The sequence below is a fragment of the Methylobacterium sp. Leaf87 genome, assembly GCF_001422775.1.
Taxonomy (GTDB): domain Bacteria; phylum Pseudomonadota; class Alphaproteobacteria; order Rhizobiales; family Beijerinckiaceae; genus Methylobacterium.
Genome location: NZ_LMMI01000045.1, coordinates 227,038 through 252,575, shown reverse-complemented (window position 1 = coordinate 252,575; position 25,538 = coordinate 227,038). Strand labels below are relative to the sequence as shown.

General features: G+C 70.2%; 28 protein-coding genes. 18 read left to right on the top strand and 10 right to left on the bottom strand.

Annotated elements, in window-relative coordinates:
• Positions 1–154: 154 nt before the first annotated feature.
• Positions 155–1,828: a formate--tetrahydrofolate ligase gene (locus tag ASF22_RS17835; protein ID WP_056172609.1), complete on the top strand. Its 1,674-nt coding sequence runs from the start codon at positions 155–157 to the stop codon at positions 1,826–1,828.
• A gap of 57 nt (positions 1,829–1,885) precedes the next feature.
• Here ASF22_RS17835 and ASF22_RS17830 read toward each other — a convergent pair whose 3' ends face one another.
• The 4 genes from ASF22_RS17830 to ASF22_RS17815 form a co-directional block, all read right to left on the bottom strand.
• On the bottom strand, positions 1,886–2,302 hold the full coding sequence (locus ASF22_RS17830) for a hypothetical protein (protein ID WP_056266776.1): 417 nt from the start codon (positions 2,300–2,302) through the stop codon (positions 1,886–1,888).
• Between the two features lie 153 nt (positions 2,303–2,455).
• Entirely contained in the window at positions 2,456–3,151 is a 696-nt protein-coding gene (locus ASF22_RS17825; RefSeq protein ID WP_056266775.1) for a uracil-DNA glycosylase, read from the bottom strand.
• A gap of 13 nt (positions 3,152–3,164) precedes the next feature.
• Entirely contained in the window at positions 3,165–4,688 is a 1,524-nt protein-coding gene (locus ASF22_RS17820; RefSeq protein ID WP_056172599.1) for a bifunctional UDP-sugar hydrolase/5'-nucleotidase, read from the bottom strand.
• A gap of 73 nt (positions 4,689–4,761) precedes the next feature.
• Positions 4,762–5,715: a class I SAM-dependent methyltransferase gene (locus ASF22_RS17815; RefSeq protein ID WP_056266772.1), complete on the bottom strand. Its 954-nt coding sequence runs from the start codon at positions 5,713–5,715 to the stop codon at positions 4,762–4,764.
• A gap of 102 nt (positions 5,716–5,817) precedes the next feature.
• On the opposite strand from ASF22_RS17815, the gene hemH reads away from it, so the two are divergent.
• The 3 genes from hemH to hisG all read left to right on the top strand — a co-directional run bounded on the left by hemH (position 5,818) and on the right by hisG (position 9,125).
• Positions 5,818–6,891: a ferrochelatase gene (gene hemH / locus ASF22_RS17810; RefSeq protein ID WP_056172594.1), complete on the top strand. Its 1,074-nt coding sequence runs from the start codon at positions 5,818–5,820 to the stop codon at positions 6,889–6,891.
• A 76-nt stretch (positions 6,892–6,967) separates the two neighbouring features.
• Complete coding sequence (locus tag ASF22_RS17805) at positions 6,968–8,140, top strand: ATP phosphoribosyltransferase regulatory subunit (RefSeq protein WP_056266771.1); 1,173 nt, start codon at positions 6,968–6,970, stop codon at positions 8,138–8,140.
• Positions 8,141–8,150: 10 nt separating this feature from the next.
• On the top strand, positions 8,151–9,125 hold the full coding sequence (hisG, locus tag ASF22_RS17800; protein WP_056172589.1) for an ATP phosphoribosyltransferase: 975 nt from the start codon (positions 8,151–8,153) through the stop codon (positions 9,123–9,125).
• A 7-nt stretch (positions 9,126–9,132) separates the two neighbouring features.
• Here hisG and ASF22_RS17795 read toward each other — a convergent pair whose 3' ends face one another.
• From ASF22_RS17795 to ASF22_RS17775, 5 genes are read right to left on the bottom strand one after another with little or no spacing between them, the layout of a single operon-like run.
• Complete coding sequence (locus tag ASF22_RS17795; RefSeq protein ID WP_082483801.1) at positions 9,133–9,483, bottom strand: lysozyme inhibitor LprI family protein; 351 nt, start codon at positions 9,481–9,483, stop codon at positions 9,133–9,135.
• 20 nt (positions 9,484–9,503) lie between these two features.
• Complete coding sequence (locus ASF22_RS17790) at positions 9,504–9,803, bottom strand: addiction module antidote protein (RefSeq protein ID WP_056172582.1); 300 nt, start codon at positions 9,801–9,803, stop codon at positions 9,504–9,506.
• A gap of 19 nt (positions 9,804–9,822) precedes the next feature.
• On the bottom strand, positions 9,823–10,116 hold the full coding sequence (locus ASF22_RS17785; protein ID WP_056266768.1) for a type II toxin-antitoxin system RelE/ParE family toxin: 294 nt from the start codon (positions 10,114–10,116) through the stop codon (positions 9,823–9,825).
• Between the two features lie 59 nt (positions 10,117–10,175).
• Positions 10,176–10,625 carry a protoporphyrinogen oxidase HemJ gene (gene hemJ / locus ASF22_RS17780; protein ID WP_056172579.1) on the bottom strand — a complete coding sequence of 150 codons (450 nt, stop codon included), beginning with the start codon at positions 10,623–10,625 and terminating at the stop codon, positions 10,176–10,178.
• Entirely contained in the window at positions 10,625–11,755 is a 1,131-nt protein-coding gene (locus ASF22_RS17775; RefSeq protein WP_056172576.1) for a uroporphyrinogen decarboxylase, read from the bottom strand. The genes hemJ and ASF22_RS17775 overlap by 1 nt, the downstream gene beginning before the upstream one ends.
• Before the next feature lie 518 nt (positions 11,756–12,273).
• Between ASF22_RS17775 and ASF22_RS17770 the strand changes: the two genes are divergently transcribed.
• From ASF22_RS17770 to ASF22_RS17705, 14 genes are all read left to right on the top strand, one after another.
• Positions 12,274–13,104 (top strand): pyruvate, water dikinase regulatory protein, encoded by an 831-nt coding sequence (locus ASF22_RS17770; protein ID WP_056172573.1) that lies wholly within the window; start codon positions 12,274–12,276, stop codon positions 13,102–13,104.
• 62 nt (positions 13,105–13,166) lie between these two features.
• Positions 13,167–13,391, top strand: coding sequence for a hypothetical protein (locus tag ASF22_RS17765; RefSeq protein WP_056266765.1), 225 nt, complete (start codon positions 13,167–13,169; stop codon positions 13,389–13,391).
• Between the two features lie 47 nt (positions 13,392–13,438).
• A complete protein-coding gene (locus ASF22_RS17760) occupies positions 13,439–14,059 on the top strand; it encodes a Maf family nucleotide pyrophosphatase (protein WP_056266763.1) in 621 nt (206 codons plus the stop codon).
• A 29-nt stretch (positions 14,060–14,088) separates the two neighbouring features.
• Positions 14,089–15,018: an AEC family transporter gene (locus ASF22_RS17755; RefSeq protein WP_056172564.1), complete on the top strand. Its 930-nt coding sequence runs from the start codon at positions 14,089–14,091 to the stop codon at positions 15,016–15,018.
• Positions 15,019–15,179: 161 nt separating this feature from the next.
• A complete protein-coding gene (locus ASF22_RS17750) occupies positions 15,180–16,181 on the top strand; it encodes a cation diffusion facilitator family transporter (protein ID WP_056266761.1) in 1,002 nt (333 codons plus the stop codon).
• The gene (locus ASF22_RS17745; RefSeq protein ID WP_056266759.1) at positions 16,178–17,041 is read left to right on the top strand and encodes a shikimate dehydrogenase; all 864 of its coding nucleotides are present in this window, start codon (positions 16,178–16,180) and stop codon (positions 17,039–17,041) included. The genes ASF22_RS17750 and ASF22_RS17745 overlap by 4 nt, the downstream gene beginning before the upstream one ends.
• The gene (gene coaE / locus ASF22_RS17740) at positions 17,038–17,646 is read left to right on the top strand and encodes a dephospho-CoA kinase (protein ID WP_056266756.1); all 609 of its coding nucleotides are present in this window, start codon (positions 17,038–17,040) and stop codon (positions 17,644–17,646) included. The genes ASF22_RS17745 and coaE overlap by 4 nt, the downstream gene beginning before the upstream one ends.
• A 58-nt stretch (positions 17,647–17,704) precedes the next feature.
• Positions 17,705–18,427, top strand: coding sequence for a DNA polymerase III subunit epsilon (gene dnaQ, locus ASF22_RS17735; protein ID WP_056172552.1), 723 nt, complete (start codon positions 17,705–17,707; stop codon positions 18,425–18,427).
• 3 nt (positions 18,428–18,430) lie between these two features.
• Positions 18,431–18,865, top strand: coding sequence for a TIGR01244 family sulfur transferase (locus ASF22_RS17730; RefSeq protein ID WP_056266753.1), 435 nt, complete (start codon positions 18,431–18,433; stop codon positions 18,863–18,865).
• A 230-nt stretch (positions 18,866–19,095) separates the two neighbouring features.
• A complete protein-coding gene (gene msuE, locus ASF22_RS17725) occupies positions 19,096–19,677 on the top strand; it encodes an FMN reductase (RefSeq protein WP_056172546.1) in 582 nt (193 codons plus the stop codon).
• 102 nt (positions 19,678–19,779) lie between these two features.
• Positions 19,780–20,592 carry an aliphatic sulfonate ABC transporter permease SsuC gene (gene ssuC, locus ASF22_RS17720; RefSeq protein ID WP_056172542.1) on the top strand — a complete coding sequence of 271 codons (813 nt, stop codon included), beginning with the start codon at positions 19,780–19,782 and terminating at the stop codon, positions 20,590–20,592.
• A gap of 47 nt (positions 20,593–20,639) precedes the next feature.
• A complete protein-coding gene (locus ASF22_RS17715; protein ID WP_056266750.1) occupies positions 20,640–21,491 on the top strand; it encodes an ATP-binding cassette domain-containing protein in 852 nt (283 codons plus the stop codon).
• 69 nt (positions 21,492–21,560) lie between these two features.
• Positions 21,561–22,721 carry an FMNH2-dependent alkanesulfonate monooxygenase gene (gene ssuD, locus ASF22_RS17710; RefSeq protein WP_056266749.1) on the top strand — a complete coding sequence of 387 codons (1,161 nt, stop codon included), beginning with the start codon at positions 21,561–21,563 and terminating at the stop codon, positions 22,719–22,721.
• A 281-nt stretch (positions 22,722–23,002) separates the two neighbouring features.
• Positions 23,003–23,905, top strand: coding sequence for a sulfonate ABC transporter substrate-binding protein (locus tag ASF22_RS17705; RefSeq protein ID WP_244473091.1), 903 nt, complete (start codon positions 23,003–23,005; stop codon positions 23,903–23,905).
• A gap of 95 nt (positions 23,906–24,000) precedes the next feature.
• Here ASF22_RS17705 and hisS read toward each other — a convergent pair whose 3' ends face one another.
• On the bottom strand, positions 24,001–25,524 hold the full coding sequence (gene hisS, locus ASF22_RS17700) for a histidine--tRNA ligase (RefSeq protein ID WP_056172527.1): 1,524 nt from the start codon (positions 25,522–25,524) through the stop codon (positions 24,001–24,003).
• Between the last annotated feature and the right edge of the window lie 14 nt (positions 25,525–25,538).

The following is a 25,538-nucleotide window of genomic DNA, read 5'->3' as shown; positions in this document are numbered from 1 at the left end:
CCCAAGCGCTTTTCCTTGCCCCTTCCATCAAACTGGTGTGATCGGACACAGTGCAGTTCCGCGCGGCCGATCCGCGTGCGCCACACGGCGCCGGCACCGCACACGCCAAACGCGCGCCCTTCGGCGCGAAGAAAAAAATCGGGAGAGACGAGGCATGCCGTCAGACATCGAGATCGCCCGCGCGGCGACCCTGAAGCCGATCACCGAGGTCGCTGCCCGGATCGGCATCCCGGACGAGGCGCTTCACAATTACGGCCGGCACATCGCCAAGATCGATCACGATTTCATCAAGGGTCTGGAAGACAAGCCCGAGGGCAAGCTTGTCCTCGTCACCGCCATCAGCCCGACCCCGGCAGGCGAGGGCAAGACCACCACCACGGTGGGTCTCGGCGACGCGCTCAACCGCATCGGCAAGAAGACCGTGATGTGCCTGCGCGAGCCGTCGCTCGGCCCCTGCTTCGGCATGAAGGGGGGTGCTGCCGGCGGCGGTAAGGCCCAGGTCGTGCCGATGGAGCAGATCAACCTGCACTTCACCGGCGACTTCCACGCCATCACGTCGGCGCACTCACTGGCCGCCGCCCTCATCGACAACCACGTCTACTGGGCCAACGAGCTCAACATAGACGTGCGCCGCATCCACTGGCGCCGCGTGGTCGACATGAACGACCGGGCCCTGCGGTCGATCACCCAGTCGCTGGGCGGCGTTGCCAACGGCTTCCCGCGCGAGGACGGCTTCGACATCACCGTGGCGTCCGAAGTCATGGCGGTGTTCTGTCTCGCGCGCGACCTCGACGACCTCGAGGCGCGCCTCGGCCGCATCGTCATCGCCGAGACCCGCGACCGCAAGCCGGTGACCCTCAAGGACGTCAAGGCCACGGGCGCCATGACGGTGCTGCTCAAGGACGCCCTGCAGCCCAACCTCGTGCAGACCCTGGAGGGCAACCCCGCCCTGATCCACGGCGGCCCCTTCGCCAACATCGCCCATGGCTGCAACTCGGTCATCGCAACCCGCGCCGGGCTCAAGCTCGGCGACTACGTGGTCACCGAAGCCGGCTTCGGCGCGGATCTCGGGGCGGAGAAGTTCATCGACATCAAGTGCCGGCAGGCGGGCTTGAAGCCGTCCGCGGTGGTGATCGTCGCCACCGTGCGCGCCCTGAAGATGCATGGCGGCGTCTCGAAGAAGGAGCTCGGCTCCGAGAACCTGGGCGCCCTGGAGAAGGGCTTCGCCAACCTCGCCCGCCATGTCGCCAACGTGCGCAGCTTCGGCCTGCCGGTGGTCATCGGCGTCAACCACTTCTACGCCGACACCGATGCCGAGCACGCCAAGCTGAAGGAGCTGTGCCGCGACCGGCTCCAGGTCGAGGCCATCACCTGCAAGCATTGGGCGGATGGCGGCGCCGGCGCCGAGGAACTGGCCCACGCCGTGGTGAAGCTGGCCGAGGGCGAGCAGAAGCCCCTGACCTTCGCGTACGAGACCGAGACCAAGCTCACCGACAAGGTCCGCACCATCGCGACGAAGCTCTACGGGGCCGCCGACATCCAGGTCGAATCCAAGGCCGCCACCAAGCTCGCCCAGTTCGAGAAGGACGGTTACGGCAACCTGCCCGTCTGCATGGCGAAGACCCAGTACTCGTTCTCCACCGACCCGAACCTGATGGGCGCCCCCGAGGGCCACGTCATCGCCGTGCGCGACGTGCGCCTCTCGGCGGGAGCCGGCTTCGTCGTGGTCATCTGCGGAGAGATCATGACCATGCCGGGCCTGCCGAAGGTCCCGGCTTCGGAGGGCATCCACCTCGACGCCAACGGCCAGATCGAAGGCCTGTTCTAGACTCGGACCGGACGGAGGTCCCGCGGGCCTCCGTCCGAACCCGACCGCATCCAAACCTTACTGCGCAGGCTTCGGCGCGGTCTCGGCGGGGGCGGCCTCGTTCGGGGCACCGGCCGGCATCGGCGGCAGCAGCACGTTCTTGGTGATATTGCCCTCGGGGCCGTACTCGCCGGCCACCGCGAGGCACGCCGTCTCGCGATTGAGTTGCATCTGGTTCGACATCATCGCGAAGATCGTCTGGACCCGGCCGCCGAACGGGCCGCGCGGGCCGACATCGGCGGCGCGCGTTCCCTGCTTCTCCAGGAGCGCCTCGAACTGTTCGGCACCGATGCGGTAGCCGCAGACATTGGCGGCGGCGAAGATGTAGGCGGCGAATTCCAGCGCCCGCGGCTGCGGGGCGTTGCGGATCTGGGCCTGCGCGACGGTCGGCAGAGCGAGCGCGAGGCTCAGGGCGAGAAGGGGGCGTACGGGCATCGGGCGTTTCCTCAGGGTGCGGCGGCTTCTTAAATTCCGCTTATGCGCTCGACGGAAATAGACCGCCCGCCCCACTCCTCCAAGGGGGCGCGTCCAAGGAGCCGAGCCCAAGGGGGCACGGCCGAGGGGGTACGTCCGAGCGGCTGCGTCGCTTCAGTCCAAACGCCAGTCGATGGGCGCGACGCCCTGCGCCGTCAGCCAGGCATTCGCCGCCGCGAAGGGCTGGGAGCCGGGGAAATCCCGCTGGCGGTTCAGGGGCGAGGGATGGCCGGATTCGATGACGCCGTGGCGCGCGGTGTCGATGAGGGCGGCCCGCGCCCGGGCCTGCGCCCCCCACAGCAGGAACACCGCCGGCTCCGCCCGCTTCGAGACGGCTTCCACCGCCTGATCGGTGAGCGACGCCCAGCCGTAGCGCAAGTGAGCACCGGACTTGCCCTGCTCCACCGTGAGAGCCGAGTTCAGGAGCAGCACACCGCGGCGCGCCCACGGCGTGAGGTCGCCGGTCGTCGGCTTGGCCGGCGCGTCGGGGATTTCGGCCAGGATCACCTTGAGGGAGGCCGGCAGGCGCCGCGGGCCGACATAGGAGAAGGCCAGCCCGTTGGCATCGCCCGGCGTCGGGTACGGGTCCTGGCCGAGGATCACTGCCTTCACCTCGGTCAGCGGCGTCAGCGCCAGGGCGTTGAAGATGTTCTCCGGCGCCGGCAGCACGGTGACGCCCTCGGCGATGCGCTCATCGACCCGCATCGCCACGGTGTCGGCCGCGCCGCCTTCGAAGAACGGCAGGTCGAGCCAGGGCGAGCCCGAACGGCGAAAGCGCGCGAGGGCATCGGCGACGGGGCCTGAACTCATCGGCAGGGGATCCTCAACGCGTCAGGATGCGCCCCTCGGACGGAACGGACAGGGGCGCGTTGGTCCGGATGTAGGCCATCACCGCATTGGCGACGAGGGTGCCGTCGGTGCCGCCGACGAGGGTGCGTCCCTTGGACAGGGCGCCGTAGCCGTTGCCGCCATCGTACAGGAAGTTGTTCGAGCCCACGGTGTAGGTCCTGTCGGGGTCGAGGGGCACGCCCCCATGGCTCAGGGCGACGATGCGGGCCCCGACCGGGGCCGTCGGATCGACGGTGACGACGAGGCCCGAGACCTGCGGGAAGCGTCCCGCGGGACGGCCGAATTCCGAGACGCCCGTCTCCAGGAGGCCGCGGATCTGCGCGCCGGTGAGCGCGACGAGAACCGTTGTGTTGCCGAAGGGCAGTTCCAGCAGGATGTCGCGGCGCGTCAGCACCCGGCCGGCCGGGTACAGGGTGTCGCCCCGGATGCCGCCGCCGTTGACGATGGCCAGATCGGCTCCCGTGCTCGCCCGCACGGCATCGGCGACGAGGTTGCCGAAGCTGGCCTCCCGCGCGCGCACGGCGGCGATGCGGCTGTCGAGGGGCAGGCGCGTCTCGCCGACCGCGACGTCGAGTTCGCGCGACAGGTCCCCTTCGAGTCGCCGCACCACCGCCAGGGTCTCGGGGTCGGGAACGACGCGTGCCGAATCGTGGACGCGAAAGCTCGGGCGCCAGGTCACCGTCCGGGCTTTCCCCGATCCCGTCACCTGGACGGTCACGTCGATGGCGGTGACGAAATGGGCGTCGAAGCTCGATTCCACCATGACGGTCTGGCCGTCGTACCGGAGTGCCAGATCGTGGTCGTGGCCCGACAGCAGGATATCGACGAGGCGGCCTGCGACGATGGCCTCGTCCGTCGCCCGGCCCGTATGACAGACCCCGACCACGAGGTCGGCGCCCTCGGCGCGGAGCGTTTGCGCCTCGCGCGCCAGGGTTTCGAGTTCGGGGGCGAAGCGCAGGTCGCCCGACTGCGACTTATCCGGCGTGCTGGCCAGCGCGATGCCGACGATCCCGACCCGGATGCCGCCCAGCGTCACGAGGGTCCGGTCGCGCACCCCGCGCAAGGGGCGCCCGGCGCCATCGCGCAGATTGGCGGCGAACACCGGAAAGTTCGCCTCGCCCATGCGCCGGGCGAAGATCGCAGGCCCGAAATCGAACTCGTGATTGCCCGGCACGAACACGTCGGGCGGCGCGATGTTGAGGAGTTCGACGATGTGGGCGCCCTGGTCGAAGCCCGACATCAGGGACGGGGAGAGCGTGTCGCCCGCATGGGCGTAGAGGAGCGGCACGCCGCGCGCGCGCTCGGCCTTCACGATGGCGTTGAGCCGGGCGAAGCCCCCGCGACCCTCGGTTTCCGACATCCGGTAGAGGTCGTTGACGAGGAGCAGGGTGAAGGTCGGCTCGGGCGCGGTGGAGGCCGCCCGGGCATCGTGTATCCCGGCGGCGAGGCCTGCGCCGACCCCGAGGCCGAAGGTCTGGCGGCGGCTGGGGCGCGGCATGGGGTCGGTCTCGGTGGTGGCGTCGGGAGACTTTCCTTCTAGGACAGCTCCCGCGACGCGACGACGACGGTTCTCAGCGGGCCACGAAGGTGTCGCGCACGGCCTTGGCGTTCCGGCGCAGCATCGGCCAGATCCAGGCGCCGGAGGCGAGGTAGGCCCCCGCCGGCATCGGCTTCAGGTCGATGGCGAGGCGCTCGGCGAGGCCCGGCACGGCCAGGGCCCCCATGGGCGCGTCCGTCTTGGCGTAGACCACCGTGGTGTCCTCGCGCCAATAGTCCAGATGCGGCACGAGGCCGGCCCGGCGCGCCGTGAGGTCGAAAGTCTCGCGCACGAAGCCGTGGACGTGGGCGAAGTGGAAGCGCTCGTGCGGCGGCTTGCCCGTCGCGGCCATGTTGGGCACGGCCGCGTAGAGCACCCCGTCGGGCTTCAGCCAGCGCGACAGGCGCGCCATGACGTCGGCGGGGTCGCGCAGGTGCTCCATGACGTGGTGGGTGGTGATCACGTCGAAATGCCCGGCCGGGAAGCGGGCATCGTCGGCATCGTCCAGCACCTCGACGCCGTGCTGCGTGCGGGCATAGTTGGCGTAATCCCGCCCTGGCTCGACGCCCACGGCCTCGCAGCCCTTGGCCCGCACGGCCGCCAGGAACTCGCCCGAGCCCGAGCCGAAATCGAGGACGCGGGCGCCGGCTTTCAGCTTCGGCGCCAGGAGATTGGCGCGGAACGTCGCCTCGCGGGCCGAGCGGTTGAGGTGGTTGCGCGGGGGGCCGCCGGCGAAGGCGAGCTGATAATCGGCCCGGTAGGCCGTCGCGTAATAATCCGCCAGCTCCGCCGGGGTCGGCATCGGGTCCGTGCGGATGAGGCCGCATTGCTCGCAGGCGATGGAGCGCAGGGTCTTCAGGCGCCGGTCGGTCTCCGCCACCGTCACGCTGCGCGTCGAGCCGCAGAGATTGCAGGCGGTCGGGGCACCCGTATAGGGATAGCCGGTGAACGGCATGAAGTGGTTGAAGAAGTACCGGGGAGACGGCATGTCGCGCCCTAATCCATCGGGTGATGCTGGCAGGCCGCCTGCTCTAGATAGATATCCCCGTTTGCACAACTTTTCCGCCTCTGCGGCGATTCCGGAAACCCGATGACCGAACGCGTCGCCCCGACGTCCCTGCAGGACAGCATGCCGCTCCAGACCAGCACCGCACCGCTCCCCGCCGAGCATCCGCCCGTGCGCTGGGGCCGCATCGGCGTGCTCCTGACCAATCTCGGCACGCCCGAGGGCACGAGCTACTGGCCCATGCGCCGCTACCTCAAGGAGTTCCTGTCGGACCGCCGGGTGATCGAGGTGCCGCGCCTGATCTGGTGGCCGCTGCTCAACCTCATCATCCTGACGAAGCGCCCGGGGCCGAAGGGCCGCGACTACGCGAGCGTGTGGAACAACGAGCGCGACGAGGGACCGCTGAAGACCATCACCCGGGGCCAGGCCGAGGGTCTTCAGGCGGCCATGGGCGACCAAGTCGTGGTCGATTGGGCCATGCGTTACGGCAAGCCCGAGATGGACAAGCGCATCCAGGCGCTCCTCGACCAGGGCTGCGACCGCATCCTCCTCGTGCCGCTCTATCCGCAATACGCCGCCGCCACCTCGGCCACCGCCTGCGACCAGGCGTTCAAGGCCCTGATGAAAATGCGCTGGCAGCCGACCTTGAGGGTCTCGGCGCCCTATCACGACGATCCGGTCTACATCGACGCCATCGCCACCTCGATCCGCGAGGGGCTGGCCAAGCTCGACTTCGAGCCCGAGGTGATCCTGACCTCGTTCCACGGGGTGCCGAAGAGCTACCTCCTCAAGGGCGACCCCTACCATTGCCAGTGCGTGAAGACCGGCCGCCTCGTGCGGGAAGCCCTCGGCTTCTCGACGGACAAGATGCGCACCACCTTCCAGTCGCGCTTCGGCAACGAGGAATGGCTGCGCCCCTACACCGACGAGACCGTGCAGGAGCTGGCGAAAAGCGGGGTGAAGCGCATGGCCATCGTGGCACCGGGCTTCTCGGCCGATTGTCTCGAGACCCTGGAAGAGCTCGACGGCGAGAACCGGCACTATTTCGAGGACAATGGCGGCGAGCGCTTCGCCTACATCCCGTGCCTCAACGACGGCGCATTGGGCCTCAAGGTGATCGAGACCGTGGTCCGGCGCGAATTGCAGGGCTGGCTCTAGTCGCCACGGTCGATACGACGGTCGCCAAGCCGGATTCCGGTTGCTACGAGGGCGCGATGACGAGGCGGGCGGACCCATGATGAACCCGGAACCCGGCGGCGCGATCGCCGGCGGACGATCGCACGGCACGGCGCGCCTGCTCGCCCAGTTCGCGGATGCGGGCTACGGCGCCGTGACCCCGCCGGTGCTCCAGCCCGTGGAGCCGTTCCTCGAACTGTCGGGCGAGGACATTCGCCGCCGCATCTTCGTGACCCAGGATGCCGGCGGCGCCGAGTTGTGCCTGCGGCCGGAATTCACGATTCCCGTCTGCCGCCACCATCTCGCGCACGGCGCCGCGGGACCGGCCGATTACAGCTATTGCGGGCCGGTGTTCCGCCTCGGGCGCGACGAGCCGGACGAATTCCTGCAGGCCGGCATCGAATCCATCGGCCGCACCGACGTTCCGGCGGCGGATGCCGAGGTCCTCGGCCTTGCGCTGGAGGGCCTTTCCGCCCTGGGCCGCAGCGACGTCGCCGTGCGGCTGGGCGACATGGGTCTCCTCGACGCGCTCCTCGACGCGCTGGCCGTGCCCCCGGCCGCCAAGCGCCGGACCCTGCGGGCCATCGCGGCCGGCCGGTCGCTCGACGAGGTCACCAACGGCGTGCGCCAGGAGGATCCCCATGCGGGCCTCCTCGCGGCGATCCAGGGCCAGGACCCCAGGGGGGTGCGCGCCTTCGTGGAGGACGTGCTGTCCATCGCGGGCATCTCGCGGGTCGGCGGACGCAGCGCCGGCGAGATCGCCGAGCGCTTCCTGTCGAAGGCCGCCGCCCAGGCGAGCGGCGGCGCCGGCCTCAACCCGGAGAACCGCGCCCTCGTCGAGCGCTACCGCGCCATCGCGGGCGATCCCGACGCGGCGGCACTCGCCATGCGCGAGCTCATCCGCACGGCCGGCCTCGACCATCCGCCCCTCGAGGCGGCGCTCGGTCTGTTCGAGGAGCGCACGGGCTTCATGGCGGCGCGGGGACTGTCCGTCGAGCGCTTCGCCTTCTCGGGCGGGTTCGCGCGCAACCTCGACTACTACACCGGCTTCATCTTCGAGGTGACGGCGGCAGGCCCCTCCGGGCCGCCCCTCGTCGGCGGTGGCCGCTACGACGGCCTCCTGCAGCATCTCGGCAGTCCGATCCCGGTGCCGGCCGTCGGCTGCGCCGTCTGGCTCTCGCGGGTCGCCCCTTCCGACACCTCCCAAACATCCGACACTTCCCACCCGTGAGCCGGCGCCGATGACCGATCCCCTCGTCCTCGCCGTGCCCTCCAAGGGGCGCCTGCAGGAGAACGCCGCCGCCTTCTTCGCCCGCGCCGGACTGAAGCTCGCGCAGAACACCGGTGCTCGCGACTATCGCGGCAAGCTCGTCGGCGTGCCGGGCGTCGAGGTCCGCTACCTCTCGGCGTCCGAGATCGCGGCGCAACTGGCCTCGGGCGCGGCCCATCTCGGCATCACCGGCGAGGATCTCATCCGCGAATCCCTGCCCGAGGCGCGCGGCCAGGTCGAATTGCTGACCCCGCTGGGCTTCGGCCAAGCCACCGTCGTGGTCGCCGTGCCCCAGGCCTGGATCGACGTGCGGGCCATGAGCGATCTCGACGAGGTCGCGGCCGAGATGCGGGTGCGCCACGGCAAGCGCCTGCGCATCGCCACGAAATACGTGAACCTCACCCGGCGGTTCTTTGCCGAGCACGGGGTCGCGGATTACCGCATCGTCGAGAGCCTCGGGGCCACCGAGGGCGCGCCGGCGGCGGGCTCGGCCGAGATCATCGTCGACATCACCACCACGGGCGCGACGCTGGCCGCCAACGCCCTGAAGATCCTCGACGACGGGATCATCCTGCGCTCGGAGGCGAACCTCGTCGCCTCCCTCAACGCCGCCTGGGGCCCGAGCCCGCGCAACGCCCTGCGGGCCGTGCTCGGCCGCATCCAGGCCGAGGAGCGGGCCCGCACCACCCGCGAGGTCCGCGCCGCCATGCCGGACGACGGCGACATCGATCTCGCCGGCATCTCGGCCCTGCACGACGCCGAACTGCCCTACGGCGCCCCCGAGGGACGGGGCGAGATGGTGCTGCACTGCCCCGTCGACGCGGTGTTCGATCTGGCCGACGCCCTGGTGAAGGCCGGAGCCGGCTCGGTCAGCGTGCGCAAGATCGATTACGCCTTCACGCCGGACAACCCGCTGATGGACCGGCTTCTCGCCCGTTTGGGTTGAGGGCGCCTCAGAGCGGCCCCTGCTTGGCGAATTCCGAGAACACCGCCCGCAGGGTCTTCAGACGGGCGTCGTAGGCCTGCGTGAGACAGGCGACGTCCGCCTCGCAAGCGCGGCGCTCGGCGAGCCACGTTTCCTGGTCCTCGCGCAGCTTGGCATTGCCGCCCATGGGCAGCATGGCGCGCAGGATCTCGAAGCGGGTGGCCATCTCCACGTCGCGGTCGTTGAGGACGAGGGTGGCGCAGATGGCCTTCTCGTCGGCCGCCTCGGCCTTGTCGCACGGGAAACTCGCGGCCTGCGCGGTCGTCGCGACGAGGGCCAGGATCATCCCGGCGAGGGCAGCGGACAGGATCGGGGACATGGCGGTCCTTGAGGCAGGGGTCAGGTCGCTGCGGGGGTGATGGGTTTGACGCTCAGCTGCAGCCCAAGGGCCTTCAGGACGCCCATCAGGGTGGTGAGTTCAGGGTTTCCCTTGTCGGAGAGCGCCCGGTACAGGCTTTCGCGCGAACGCCCGGTCTCCCTGGCGATCTGAGCCATGCCCCGCGCGCGCGCGATATCTCCTAGGGTCGCCGCAAGCAGTGCGGGGTCGCCATCGTCGATGACAGCTTCGATGTAGAGTGCGATGCGTTCCGGAGTGTCGAGATACTCGGCCACGTCCCAGGGCTTCAGTTCGATGGTCATAGCTTTACCCTACCAACGATCATCGCAGTTCGCGCGCCGGCCGCTTCGCGGTCTCGATGTCCCGCGCTTGTGTTGATTTTTCGCCGCCGCAGAGAAGGATCGTGATGTCCGAACCGGTCCGCCGGAAATAGACTCGATAGCCCGGTCCGTAAGCGATCCGCATTTCACTGACGCCCTCACCGACCGGTTTGACATCCCCCGGATTGTCCAGTTCGAGCCGCCTGATCCGAACGGCGATCCGGGTCAGCACGCGATCGTCGCGAAGGGCATCGAACCATGCGACGAAATTCGGATGCCGGAGAATAGTCGCCACGATCTTTTGTAGCTTTTAAGCTACTCCTTTACAAGTAGACCAAGGGTAGGTCCGGCGGATCACCCCCACAGCCCCGGCTTCACCACCACCAGCACCACGATGGCGACCATCAGGAGGGTCGGTCCTTCGTTGAGCACCCGGTAGAACTTGTGGCCGCGCGTATTCCGGTCGGCGGCGAAATCCTTGACCATGCGGGCGAGCCAGCCGTGGATGCCGCTCATGGCGAGCACGAGGGCGACCTTCGCCTGGAGCCAGCCGGCGGCGTAGTAGCCGCTCTGCCAGACGAGGATCAGCCCGAAGATCCAGGTGGCGATCATGGCCGGCGTCATGATCGCCTTGAGGAGCCGCCGCTCCATCACCTTGAAGGTCTCGGACTGCGCCTGCGCGTGCGGTCCGGGCACCAGGGAGGCGTGGTAGACGAACAGGCGCGGCAGATAGAGCATCGCCGCCATCCACGAGATGACGGCGACGACGTGGAGCGCCTTGATCCAGAGGTAGAGGCCGTCCATCAGCCGCGAAGCCGCTTCAGCATCTGCTCGACATGGGCGATGGGCGTCTGCGGCGTGATGCCGTGGCCGAGGTTGAAGATGTGCGGCAGGCCATCCGTCGCCGCCAGCACGCCGTCCACGGCGGCGTCCAGGGCCGCTCCGCCCTCGATGAGGGTCTCGGGGTGCACATTGCCCTGGGTGACCGTGGTGGCCGGCACACGGCCCCTGAGCGCCGCCAGATCCACCGACCAGTCGACGCCCACGGCATCGGCCGCCGTCTCCGGCACCACACGGGCGTGGCCGTCGAGGCCCGAGCCCCGGGCGAACACGATGATCTTCGCGCCCGGCACCCGGGCGCGCACGCCGGCGATCATGCGGGCGATGGGCTGGAGCGACCAGCGGGTCAGGGCGTCGCGCGGGGTGCCCTCCGGCAGGGCGCTCTCGGCGACCTCGTTGACGGGCGCTTCCTCCGGTTCGGAGGCGCCGCGCACGTCGGGCAGCGACCCGGCATGGGATTCGAAGATCTGCACGGCGTCGGCCCCGGCCTCGAGCTGGCGCACGAGGTACTCGGTCTGCACGGTGACGAGACGGTCGATGAGCGCTTCGACGAGGGCCGTGTCGTGGCGGGCGAGCGCCCGCGACGGCGCAAGGTCGGGCGTGCCGCGCCCACCGATCATGTAGCTCGCCACCGTCCAGGGCGCGCCGCAGAAACCCAGCAGCGTGGTCTCATGGGGAAGCTCGGCACGGAGCCGCCGCACCGTCTCGAAGACGGGAGCCAGATGCGAAAAGATCGCCGGATCGTCGGCTTGGCGCAGGCGCTCGAACTCGGCCCGGCCGGCGAGTGGATCGAGGCGCGGCCCCTCGCCTTCGACGAACCGCACGTCCTGGCCGAGGGCGTCGGGGATCACGAGGATGTCGGAGAACAGGATCGACGCCTCGAAGCCGAAGCGGCGGATCGGCTGGAGGGTGACCTCGGTGGCGAAATCCGGGTTGTAGCAGAGGTCGAGGAACGAGCCGGCCTTCGCCCTGACTTCCCGGTACTCGGGAAGGTAGCGGCCGGCCTGACGCATCATCCAGGCGGGGGGGCGCTTCTGCGCCTCGCCCGAGAGCACCCGCAGGACCACGCGGTCCGCCCCATCACCCTGGCTCATCCGATCTCCGACACCCAAACCCCGTGACTGGTATGTAGCACCGATGGCCCGGCTGTCTCCCCCTCGAAAACCGTTCTGATCTCCGCTCGTGGAGGTCGCGACGGATCGATCCCCACACGGCCCTTCTAAAAGGAAAGAGAGATTCTAGGACTCTGTTTTTTCTTTTAGAGGGCTGGATGACGGGAGCGGAAAAGCGTCCACAGGCCGTCCCCGCCGCCACGGCGTTAAGAGGGCTTTAACGGATTGCGAGCAATGTCCCGGATAGACGATGCCGGACAGTGCCTTGCGAGGCGCTCCGCGCGGCTGGGCGCCGGTCGGTCCCTGATTCTCCCAAAACCGCGTCCGGTCGACGTGCGTCGGACGGCGTGTGGACGCGAGAGTCGACAACACGGGGTGGGTCCCGCCTGGACCACGGTGGCGAGCCGGCTTATCCACATTCATCGACTCCCCCAAGGCGCAAGCGGTGGACAAGGCCGGCACGCTCCTTGTCTCCTGATTCCGAGGAGACAGAGTTCTCGATGAGCCGCAGCTACTTCCACCTCCACCTCGTGTCGGATTCCACCGGCGAGACCCTGATCAACGTGGGCCGCGCGGCGGCCGCGCAGTACGAGGGCGTCTCGGCCATCGAGCACGTCTACCCCCTGGTGCGCTCGGGTCCGCAGCTCGAACGGGTGATCTCCGAGATCGAGGCGGCGCCCGGCCTCGTGCTCTACACCCTGGTCGGCCACGACCTCACCGAGCGCCTGGAGGCGGCCTGCCGCGAGACCGGCTCGCCGTGCCTGTCCGTGCTCCAGCCCGTGCACGCCCTGCTGCAATCCTACCTCGGCGCGGATTCGACGGCCCGACCGGGCGCGCAGCACATGCTCAACGCCGAGTACTTCAAGCGCATCGACGCCATGAACTTCACCCTGGCGCACGACGACGGCAATCTGCCCCTCGATGTCGACGAGGCCGACGTGATCCTGGTGGGCGTCAGCCGCACCTCGAAGACGCCGACCGCCATCTACCTCGCCAACCGCGGCCTCAAGACCGCGAACTTTCCCCTGGTGCCCGGCATGCCGCTGCCGGCCTCCCTGGAGAACGCGCGAAAGCCGCTCCTCGTCGGGCTGCTGGCAAGCCCCGAGCGCATCGTGCAGATCCGCCAGAACCGGCTCCTCAGCCTCAAGGCCGACGATTCCTCCCTCTACGTCGACCGCTCGGCCGTGGCCGACGAGATCGCGGCGTGCCGGCGCCTGTGCACCAAGCACCGCTGGCCGACCATCGACGTGACGCGCCGCTCCATCGAGGAGACCGCCGCGGCGATCCTCGACCTGCACCGCGAGCACCGGCTGAAGTTCATCGCCACCTGAGGGCGCGAACCAACGGGAACCCACGCGGGTTGACCCTGCGATCCGTCACTTCAGGATGCCCGATGCCCAACCGTCTCGCCTGCGCCGCTCTCTTCGCTCTGATCGTCGGCACGTCCGTCTCCCCCGCCGAGGCCGGCCGGGCGCAGGATTACCAGTACCGCAACAAGAGCCACAAATATTCCTGCCGGCCGCCTCTCAAGTTCGCGGCGGGCGCCTGCGTCGCCAGATGCCCGGGCGGGTTCCAGGACAACGGCCGGTACTGCCGCTTCCGCAGCATGCGCCGCTGAAATCGAGCGCATCTTGTCGAGGCGCGGCGATCCGTGACACTGGAGCGATGGATTCCCCCTCCCCCCTATGGCGCGGCGCCGCGCCGCTCCTCCTCGCCTCCACCAGCCCGACCCGGCGCGCGCTCCTCGCTGGGGCTGGCCTCACCGTCGAAACCGAAAGCCCCGGTGTCGACGAGCGCGCCATCGAGGCCGCTTGTGCGGGGCTCGCTCCGTCCGACCTCGCCCTGCGTCTCGCCCTCGCCAAGGCCGAGGCGGTGGCCGCCCGTGCGCCGGGCCGGATCGTCGTCGGGGCCGATCAGGTGCTCGCCTGCGACGGCGTCGTGTTCCACAAGCCCGCCGACGCGGCGGCCGCCCGCGCGCAGCTCGCGCGTCTCGCCGGGCGCACCCACCACCTGCATTCCGCCGTGGCTCTGATCGACGGGGTGCACGCGCCAGACACCTTCGTTGAGACGGCGCACCTCACCCTGCGGCCCCTCGATGCGGCGTCCATCGCGGCCTACGTGGCGCTCGCGGGACCCGGCGCCATGTCCAGCGTCGGCGCCTATCAGCTCGAGGGCCTCGGCATCCATCTGTTCGCGGAGGTCGCGGGCGACCACACCACCATCCTGGGCCTGCCCCTGCTGCCCCTGCTCGCCCGCCTGCGCGCCCGACGGCTCCTGGCGTTCTAGATGCCCGCTCCGGTCTCAGGCGGCCCGCGATGATCGGGTCCGTCCTCCTCGCCCTGGTGCCCATCGGCTTGCTGATCGCGCTGGGCGCCACATTGCGCCGCGTCGGCTTCCTCGGCGAGGGCTTCTGGCCCCAGGCCGAACGCCTCAGCTACTACGTGCTGCTGCCGTCCCTGATGGTGCACGGGCTCACGACGGCGCGGCTGGACGGCGTGCCGGTGCTGGCCCTGGTCGTGGTGCTGGTGGTCTCCACCTGCGCGGTCGCGGCGATCCTGCTCCTGGCGCGATCACGCCTCGGCTTCCAGGGGGCGTCCTTCACCTCGGTGTTCCAGGGCGGCATCCGCTTCAACAACTACGTCGGCGTCTCGGCGGCGATCGGGGTGTTCGGTGCGCAAGGGCTCGCCCTCGCGGCGGTGGCGAACGCCGCCATCGTGCCCACGGTGAACATCCTGTGCGTGCTCGTCTTCGCCCGCTTCGGCACCGGCGAACGACCCGGACCGGCCGGCCTCGCCCGCCAGCTCGCCCTCAATCCCCTGGTGATCGCGTGCTTCGGTGGCATCCTCCTCCAGGCGTCGGGACTGCACCTCCCGCCGGGGATCGAGCCGATGCTCAAGGCGCTGGGGCAGGCGTCCCTGCCGCTGGGCCTGCTCTGCGTCGGAGCCGCCCTCGACCTGTCGGCGGCGCGGACCTGGATGCGCCCGGTCCTGGTGTCGTCGGCCGTCAAGTTCGTGCTGATGCCCGTGGCGACGGTGCTGGCCTGCCGCGCCGTCGGCCTCCACGGCCCCGCCGCCGTGACCGCCCTGATCTTCCAGGTTCTCCCCACCGCCTCGTCCTCCTACATCATGGCTCGCCAGCTCGGCGGCGACGCACCGCTGATGGCGGGGATCGTGGCGGTCCAGACCATCCTGGCCGGCCTCGCCATTCCGCTGGTCCTGACGGTGTTCCAGGGTTTCCTCGATTAGGCCTGGCTCGGCCGAGGCCATCGCGCGGACGGGACGACCGCGTCGTCATCCGCCCTGGATGGACCGACGGATCGCGGCTAAGGCCTCGTCGCGAGGCGCCTCGCGCACAGGGTTTCTTCCCGGCCGCGACGGCGCCGCCGGGCAGCGCCACGGAGACCCCCATGGCCGGACACGACCACCCCCACGATCACGCCGGTCATGATCATGCGGGCCACGATCACGGGCATCGGCACAGCCACGGCGGGAGTCATCACGGCGGTGGCCATGGGGGTGGACACGTCCACGCCCCGGCCTCGTTCGGCCGGGCCTTCGCCATCGGCATCGTTCTCAACACCGGGTTCGTGATCGTCGAAGCCGGCTACGGCTTCGCCTCGCAATCCATGGCCCTCGTGGCCGATGCGGGCCACAACCTCTCCGACGTGCTCGGCCTCGTCGTCGCCTGGATCGCCTCGGTGCTGGTGAAGCGCGCTCCGAGCCCGCGCTTCACCTACGGGCTTCGCTCCTCCTCGATCCTCGCCGCCCTGTTCAACGCCGTGTTCCTGCTGGTCGCCACGGGCGCCATCATCTGGGAGGCGATCCTCCGGCTCCTGGCCCCCGAGCCCGTGGCGGGCGTCACCGTGATGGTGGTGGCCGGCATCGGTATCGTCATCAACGGCATCACCGCCTGGCTGTTCGCCTCCGGCAAGGGCAGCGACATCAACATCCGCGGCGCCTACCTGCACATGGTGGCGGATGCCGCCGTGTCCCTCGGGGTGGTGCTGGCCGGCCTCGCCATCGTGCTCACGGGAGCCGCGTGGATCGACCCCGCGGTCAGTCTCGCCATCGCCGGCCTCATCGTCTGGATGACCTGGGGCCTCCTGCGCGACAGCGTGATCATGGCCCTCTCGGCGGTGCCGCCGGGGATCGACCCGGAGGCAGTGCGCGGCTTCCTCGGTGCCCGGCCGGGGGTGTCGGCGCTCCACGATCTCCACATCTGGCCGATGAGCACCACCGAAATTGCGCTGACCGTCCACCTCGTCATGCCGGGAGGCCACCCGGGCAACGCCTTCCTGCTCGGCCTCGCCGAGGACTTGCGCAAGACCTTCGGCATCGGGCACGCGACGGTGCAGATCGAAGGGGCGGACGGCCCCGCCTGTATCCTGGCTTCGGAGGACGTGGTGTGACGAAGGCCTTCGTTGTCGGGCATCCCATCGCCCATTCGCGCTCGCCCCTGATCCACGGTCACTGGCTCGCCGAGCACGGGATCGCGGGGACCTACGCGCGCGTCGACGTGGCCCCGGACGCGTTCCCGGATTTCCTGCTGACCCTTCGCGAACACGGATTCGCGGGCGGCAACGTCACGATCCCGCACAAGGAGGCGGCCTCTCGCCTCGTAGACGAACTGACGCCGCGCGCGGAGAAGATCGGCGCGGTCAACACCGTGTTCTTCGACACGCACGGACGCCTGTGGGGGGACAACACCGACGCGCCGGGCTTCATCGCCCATCTCGACCGGAGTCTCGGCGCCGATTGGGTGGAGCGCACGGGCGGCGCCGCCCTTGTGCTCGGGGCCGGGGGCGCGGCCCGCGCCATCGTGGTCGGCCTGCTGGAGCGCGGCCTGAGCCGAATCCGGGTAGCCAACCGCACCCGCGCCCGGGCGGAGGCTCTCGTCGCCCTCGATCCAGAACGGGTCGCCGCCTGCGACTGGGCCGACCTGCCCGCCGCGCTCCCCGGAACCGGGCTTCTCGTCAACACCACCTCCCTCGGCATGGCGGGCCATGGCGCCCTCGATCTCGACCTGACGCCCCTGCCCGCCACGGCATGCGTCGCCGACATCGTCTACGTGCCCCTGGAGACGCCGTTGCTCGCCGCCGCCCGTGCCCGGGGCCTGGCCGCCGTCGACGGACTCGGGATGCTGCTGCATCAGGCGGTGCCGGGTTTCGCACGCTGGTTCGGCGTGCATCCGGCCGTGACGGCGGCCCTGCGCGAGCGCCTCGTCGCCGATATCGTCGGCCCAAAAGCCGGATCGAAGGCCGGTTCGTGAGCCGCCCCCTCGTCCTCGGCCTCACCGGCTCCATCGGCATGGGGAAATCCGCCACCGCCGCGATGTTTTCCGCACGCGGGGTTCCCGTCCACGATGCGGATGCGGCGGTCCATGCCCTCTACGCACCCGGCGGCGCGGCGGCCCACGCCATCGCGGAGGAATTTCCCGGTGTTCTGGCTCCGGACGGGTCCGTCGATCGCGAGCGGCTGCGCGGCGAAGTGCTCGGCCACCCGGAGCGCCTCGCCGCCCTGGAGCGGCTGGTCCATCCCCTGGCGCGCCGGGCCGGTGCCGATTTTCTCGCCGCCCACGCGCAGGCCCCCGTCGTCGTCCTCGACATCCCGCTCCTGTTCGAGACGGGCGGGGACGCGCGCTGCGACGCGGTCCTCGTCGTCACGGCGCCGGCCGAGGTTCAGCGCGAACGGGTGCTGGCCCGGCCCGGCATGGACGCGGCGACCTTCGCGTCGATCCTCGCCAAGCAGCTGCCCGACGCAGAGAAGCGCGCCCGGGCGGATTTCGTCCTCGATACCGGCCTCGGCTTCGCCCATGCCGAGGCCGAGGTCGATGCGATCCTGGACCGTCTGCGCGGGATGCCATCGCCGCCTTGAACCGGCCCGGTCTCCGGCGCATGGTCGTCGCGACCCCCGGCCCCATGGACCCCAAGCGATGCTGCGTGAGATCGTCCTCGACACCGAGACCACCGGCACCGACGCCAAGAACGGCGACCGCCTTATCGAGATCGGCTGCGTCGAGCTCATCAACCACGTGCAGACCGGCAAGGTCTTCCACAAACTCGTGAATCCCACCCGGCCGGTTTCCCAGGGCGCCTTCGGGGTGCACGGCATCTCGGATGCGATGCTGGCCGACAAGCCGCTCTTCGCCGACATCGTCGACGAGTTCCGCGACTTCTGCGGCGACTCCCCCCTGGTGATCCACAACGCGCCCTTCGACGTCGGCTTCCTCAACATGGAATACGCCCGCCTCGGCGCCGCGGCCCCACCGCCCATCGATCTCGCCGCCGTTATCGACACTCTGCAACTCGCGCGGCGCAAGCACACGGGCGCCTCCAACACCCTCGACGCCCTGTGCGTGCGCTACGGCATCGACACCACCCGGCGAACGAAGCACGGGGCGTTGCTCGATTCGCAGATCCTGGCGGAGGTCTATGTCGAGCTGCTCGGCGGCAAGCAGACCAGCCTCGGGCTCGCCGTCGCCGAAATTCCGGCCGAGACCGGGCCGGCGCTGGCCGAGGACGGTGCCCCCATCGGCCCGCGCCGCCTGCGCCACCGACTCACCCCGGACGAGAGCGCCCGCCACGCCGCCTTCCTCGCCACCCTCGGCCCGGCCTCCGTCTGGCGCGACTATCTCGGCGAAGACGGAACGGCCTGACCCATGCGCCTCACCCGAATCGACGACACCGTCTCGGTCGCGGGTCAGCCGGCCCTCGACGAGATCGCTGCGCTCGGACGCGCGGGCGTCACCACCCTGATCAACAACCGGCCGGACGGCGAGGAGCCCGGCCAGCCCGGCACTGAGGCCGAGGCCGCCGCCGCGCAGGAAGCGGGCCTCGCCTATCACCACCTGCCGGTGACGGGGGCCACCCTGGGGCGGCCCGAGATCGATGCGTTTCGCGCGAGCCTGCGAGCTGCCCCCGGTCCCGTCGTCGCCCATTGCCGCTCCGGCACGCGTTCCTTGACCCTCTACGCCCTCGCCGCGGTCCTCGACGGGCGCATGCGTCGCGACGCGGTGCTCGCCTTCGGCACCCGCCACGGCTTCGACCTGACGGGGGCCGTCGCTTGGCTCGATGCCAACGCACCCGACAGCTGAACCGTCCGCACCGATGGTGCAGTGCCCTCTCGGTTTCGGAGCCCCTCGGCCGCGGACAAAACAATATTCTCTTCTCGTCCGGGATCGAAGAGTGTTCGTCTTCGCTCTGGGGTATCTTTGAGGGAACGTTTCATTGACCGACGGGTGACCGTGGGACATCTTTTCGTGAATACAGAGTTGCTTCGAGCGACGCTGTCTGTCCTCCGAAAAGCTGTTCGATCGGAACATTCATGACCCGCCCCCGCATCGTCGGTTTCAGCGCGAACCTGCAGCGCCCCTCGAAGACGCGCAGCCTCGTCGAGGCTGTCGCCGCCCAGACCGAGACGCAGATCCAGGCCGAGATCCAGCTGTTCGACATGGTCGATGCCGGCACCGCCCTCGGCGCGGCCTGGTCGCGCCAGGACCTGTCCCTCCCGGCGCGCCGCATCGTCGAGGCCATCGAGGGCGCCGACGCCCTCATCGTCGGGTCGCCCGTCTACAAGGGCGCCTATACGGGCCTGTTCAAGCACCTGTTCGACCTCGTCGATCCGACGGCGCTCACGGGCAAGCCCGTGGCCATCGTCGCCACGGGCGGAGGCGCCCGCCATGCCCTCGTGGTCGAGCACGCCTTCCGGCCCCTGTTCGGATTCTTCGGGGCGCTCGCCCTGCCGACCGCCGTCTACGCGTCCGATGCCGACTTCACCGATGGGGCCCTGACGGATCCCGGCGTGCGCGCGCGGGTCTCCGATGCGGCGGGCCAGCTCGCGAGTCAGCTCATCCACGCCTCGGCCGCGCGTGGCGGCGTCCGTGCCGTGGCCGGCGCCGCCCGGTGATCCGAAGACGGCCCCGCCCCGCATCGGCGCAGGCCTGACCCCGAGAAGCCCATCCGCGTCCGCGACGCCGTATGGGCGGTCCCTCCCAACGGCTGACATCCCATGGCAAGTCCCTCCCTTTCCGCGCCGCGGCTCTCCACGCGTCTGCGCGACGGCGCCGCCCAGCGCCTCGTCCCCTGGCTCCTGCCCCTCGGCATCGTGCTCGGCTGGCAGGCGGCGAGTTCGGCCGGCCTCGTCTCGACCCGGTTCATGCCGGCGCCCCTGGATGTGATCGCGGCGGGCTGGCAGCTCGGCCGCACGGGCGAACTCTGGGCCAACCTCTGGGTCAGCACCCTGCGGGCGCTCGCGGGCTTCGCCGTCGGCGGCGGCATCGGCTTCGCGCTCGGCCTCGCCAACGGCCTGTCGCGCGCCTCCGACCGGCTCACGGACACCACCGTGCAGATGGTGCGCAACGTGCCCCACCTGTCCCTCATTCCCCTGGTGATCCTGTGGTTCGGCATCGGCGAGGAGGCCAAGCTCTTCCTCGTGGCGCTCGGCGTGTTCTTCCCCGTCTACGCCAACACGCTGCACGGCATCCGCTCCGTCGATCCGCAGCTCGTGGAGATGGGCCGGGTCTACGGCCTGTCGTCGTGGAGCCTGTTCACCCGCGTGGTCCTGCCCGGCGCCCTGCCGTCGATCTTCGTCGGCCTGCGCTATGCGCTCGGCATCATGTGGCTGACCCTCATCGTCGCAGAGACGATCTCGGCCTCCTCGGGGCTCGGCTACATGGCCATGCAGGCGCGCGAGTTCATGCTCGTCGATGTCGTGGTGCTGGCCATCGTGATCTATGCCGGCCTTGGCAAGCTCGCCGACGTGCTCACCCGCTGGCTCGAGCGCACCTGTCTCGCCTGGAATCCCGCCTACCGGACCGTCTGAGGCGCCGCCTCGCTCCAAGCCCTCGAAGAACTCCAACGGACCCGGCCATGACCGCCACCGCCCTGCGCGTCCACGACGCCGCGCCCGAAACCGTCCCCGTTCAGAAGCCCGCCGATCGGCCGGCGAAGGGTACCGCCCCCCGCGCCCGGCCGCCCGAGGCCACCGGCGGCCTCGCCGTCACCGTCCGCGACCTGTCGAAATCCTTCGACGGGCATACGGTCATCGCCGGCCTCGACCTCCATATCCCGGCCGGGCAGTTCGTGGCCGTCGTCGGCCGTTCGGGCTGCGGCAAGAGCACCTTGCTGCGCCTCATCCTCGGCCTGGAGCAGCCGAGCGCCGGCCGCGTCGTCCTCGAATCCGACGCCGTGCGGGCGCCCCCGAAGCGCATCATGTTCCAGGAGCCGCGCCTCCTGCCCTGGGCCAAGGTGGTGGACAACGTCGCGGTGGGCTTGGGCGAAACCGGCACCCGGGCCGAGCGCCGGGCGCGGGCCGCGAGCGCGCTGGCCGAGGTCGGCCTCACCGACAAGTCGGCCAACTGGCCCGCCACCCTGTCCGGCGGCCAGCGTCAGCGCGTGGCGCTCGCCCGCGCCCTCGTCTCCCGCCCCGGCCTGCTCGCCCTCGACGAACCCCTCGGGGCCCTCGACGCCCTCACCCGCATCGACATGCAGGCGATGATCGAGGCGATCTGGCGGGCGCAGGGCTTCACCGCCCTCCTCGTCACCCACGACGTCGCCGAGGCCGTGGCCATGGCCGACCGCATCCTCGTCGTCGAGAACGGGCACATCGCCCTCGACGTGAAGGTCGACGTGCCCCGCCCGCGCCGGCGCGGCGACCCGGACCTCGCGGCCCTCGAAGGCCGCATCCTCGACCATCTGCTTCAGAACCACGCGCCGGCCTGAGCCGGGCATCCTGCAGAACCAAGCGCCGGCTTCGGCCGCGCTTTCGCCCCTCATCCGAAAGAGTTTCCCATGACCGGTCAGACCGACGTCCTCTGGTTCCTGCCCACCCACGGCGACGGCCGCTACCTCGGTGCCCAGGAGGGCGCGCGCGCCGTCACGCTGCCGTATCTCCGCCAGATCGCGCAGGCGGCGGACGAGCTCGGCTATTATGGCGTGCTCCTACCCACGGGCCGCTCGTGCGAGGATTCCTGGGTGGTGGCCTCCGCCCTCGTCCCCCTGACTCAGCGCCTGCGCTTTCTCGTCGCCGTGCGCCCCGGCCTGCAGGAACCGGCCGTCGCCGCCCGCATGGCCGCCACCCTCGACCGGATCTCCGACGGCCGCCTCCTCATCAACGTGGTCACGGGCGGCGATCCGGTGGAGCTGCGCGGCGACGGCGTGTTCCTCGATCACGACGAGCGCTACGTCGTCACCGACGAGTTCCTGCACATCTGGCGCGGGCTGATGTCCGGCGAGACCGTCAGCTACGAAGGCAAGCACCTCAAGGTCGAGGAGGGCCGGGTGATCTTCCCGCCCGTGCAGAAGCCCTACCCGCCGCTGTATTTCGGCGGCTCCTCCCCCGCCGGCATCGAGGTCGCGGCCGAGCATTGCGAAGTCTACCTGACCTGGGGCGAGCCCCCGGCCGGCGTGGCCGAGAAGATCGCCAAGGCCAGGGAGGCCGCCGACCGGAAAGGCAAAACATTCTCGTACGGCATCCGCCTGCACGTCATCGTCCGCGAGACCGAGGGCGAGGCCTGGGCGGCCGCCGAGAACCTGATCTCGCGCCTCGACGACGAGACCATCGCCAAGGCGCAGGCCACCCTGAAGCGCCAGGATTCCGTCGGCCAGAGCCGGATGATGGCGCTCCACGGCGGCGACCGCACCAAGCTCGAGGTCTCGCCCAACCTCTGGGCCGGCGTCGGCCTCGTGCGCGGCGGCGCCGGCACCGCCCTCGTCGGCTCCGCGGATCAGGTCGCCGACCGGATGAAGGAGTATATCGATCTGGGCATCGATCGCTTCATCCTGTCGGGCTACCCGCACCTCGAGGAAGCCTACCGCTTCGCCGAACTCGTGTTCCCGAAGCTCCCCTTGCGCGCCACCACCGGCGTCGCCCCGAGCAACGCCCGCAACGACGGGCCCTTCGGCGAGGTGATGGCCAACGACATCGTGCCCCGCCGGGTGTCGGCGCACTGAGGACGCACCTCCCTTCCCCTTGCGGGGAGGGATCGAGGGTGGGGGTGGTTCCGCCGGCCTCCGCACAGTGAAGTCCTGGCTCGATGAGGAGCGCCCGGCCACCCCCACCGCCGACTCCTCCCCGCGAGGGGGAGGAGCGCGCTTCCGGTGTCCACCGAATCCCGTCCCCTCCCCCTGTCGGAAGAACGTCCATGCCACGCGCCACCACCCATGCCCTCGTCGCCCCGAGAGTCCCATCCGTCGGCGCCTGGGCGTGGTTCGCCGCCGCCCTCTCGTTCCTGATGCTGTTCACCCTCCAGGCCCGGGCCGACGAGAAGGTGATCCGGATCGGCTACCAGAAGTACGGCACCCTCGTGCTCCTCAAGGGCAAGGGCCTGCTGGAGGAGCGTCTGAAGCCGCTCGGCTACCGCGTGACGTGGTCGGAATTCCCGTCGGGCCCGCCCCTGATGGAAGCGCTCAATGCCGGAGCCATCGATTTAGGCTCGGCCGGCGAGGCGCCGCCGATCTTCGCCCAGGCCGCGAGCCGCGATCTCGTCTACGTCGCTCACGAGCCGGCCGCGCCGCGGGGCGAAGCGATCCTCGTCGCCGCCGACAGCCCGATCCGCACCGTGGCCGACCTGCGCGGCCGGACCATCGCCCTCAACAAGGGCTCCAACGTCCACTACTTCCTCGTGCGTGCCCTCGAAGCGGCGGGCATCCCCTACGATGCGGTGAAGCTCGCCTTCCTCGGACCCGCCGACGCGGCGGCGGCCTTCGCCCGCGGCTCCGTCGACGCCTGGGCGATCTGGGACCCCTACCTCGCCTCCGGCGAGCGGGCGACGGGCGCACGCACCCTCGTCACCGGTGAGGGCCTCGTGCCGAACCGGCAGTTCTACCTCTCGCGCCGCCCCTTCGCCGACGCCGCCGTCAACCGCGCCGTCCTCGACACCACCCTGGCGGCCATCGGGACCATCGACGCCTGGGCCAAGGACAACACCGATGCGGTCGCGGCCGAACTCGCGCCGTCCGTGGGCATCCCGGCCCCGATCCTCACCGTCGCCCTCAAGCGCCTCACCTACGGGGTCACGCCCCTCGACGCCGGCACCGTGGCCGACCAGCAGGCCGTGGCCGACACCTTCCACCGCCTCGGCCTGCTGCCGAAGCCCCTGGTGGTCTCGGACGCCGTGTGGAAGCCCGGCAGCTAAAACCCGAATCCACACGGAGTGACGACGAAACGCGGAAGGGCGGGGGGATGCGTCCCCCCGCCCTTTCGCTTGGCATCGTTCACCGAGGCGGTGCCCTAGTAGTGCCGCGCCAGGACTTCGCGCACCCGCGCGACCATCTCGGCCTCCGGCACCGAGAACTGCGCCGGCCGGGCGGCCTTCCACTCGGCGTTGCTGCTGATGCCCTCGGCGGCCTTGGCGCCCTCGATGAGGTCCTTGATCTGAACCTCGCCGGCCTCGCGCTCGTTCGAGCCCTGGATGATGGCGCAGGGGGAACCCCGCCGGTCGGCATACTTCATCTGCGCCTTCATGCCGGAGCCACCGAGGTAGAGCTCGGCCCGGATGCCTTCGCCGCGCAAGGCCGCGACGAGGCGCTGGTAATCGGCGATGTTTTCGCGGTCCAGCACCAGAACGACCACGGGGCCGGGCTTGCTTGTGCCCTCCAGGAGCGGGCTCCCGGTGAGCTGGAGCGCCGAGAACAGGCGCGAGACGCCGATGGAGAAGCCGGTGGCCGGCACCGGCTCCGAGCGGAACCGCCCGACGAGACCGTCGTAGCGCCCGCCGCCCGCCACCGAGCCGAAGCGCACGGTCTGGCCGTCCTCGTTCACGACCGGGAAGGTCAGCTCCGCCTCGTAGACCGGGCCGGTGTAGTATTCGAGGCCGCGCACCACGCTGGGGTCGGCGCGGATCCGGTCGAAGCCGTAGCCGGCCGCCGCGCACAGGCGCATCATCGCGTGGAGTTCGGCGATCCCCTCGCGGCCGGTCACCGAATCGCCCACCACCTCGGTCCAGGTGCCGAAGAACTGTTCCCAGAACGCCATGCGGTCGGCGCCCTCCACGGGGGCGGACTGGAACGAGACGTAGGCGAGGATGCGCTCCACCGCCGCCGCATCGAGGCCGGCGCCCTTGGTGAAGTCGCCGCTCTCGTCCTTGCGGCCGGCACCGAGAAGGTCGCGCACGCCGTCGGGCCCGAGGCGGTCGAGCTTGTCGATGGCGCGCAGCACGGTGAGGCGCTGGCCCGCCTTGTCGGCGCCCGCGAGGCCGATGGCCTCCATGACGCCGTCGAGCACCTTGCGGTTGTTCACCTTGACGACGAACTGGCCGGTGAGTCCGAGCTTCTCCAGGGTGTCGGCCATGAGCATGCAGATCTCGGCATCCGCCGCGACGGTGCCGGCCCCGACGATGTCAGCGTCGAACTGCATGAACTGGCGGAAGCGCCCCGGGCCGGGCTTCTCATTGCGGAAGACGTAGCCGGCGCGGAAGCTGCGGTAGGGCTTGGGGATGGAATCGAAATGCTCGGCGACGTGGCGGGCCAGCGGCGCCGTGAGGTCGTAGCGCAGCGACAGCCAGGATTCGTCGTCGTCCTGGAACGAGAACACGCCCTCGTTCGGCCGGTCGAGGTCGGGCAGGAACTTGCCGAGCGCCTCGGTGTATTCGACGAACGGGGTCTCGAGGGCCTCGAAGCCGTAGAGTTCGAAGCTCTGGCGGATCGTCTCCAGCATCCGGTGCTGGGCGGCGATCTCGTCCGCGCGGCGGTCGACGAACCCGCGCGGCAGGCGCGGCTTCAGGGTGTCGGCCTGGTGGGAATCGGCCTTGGCCATGGTGGTTTCGCTCT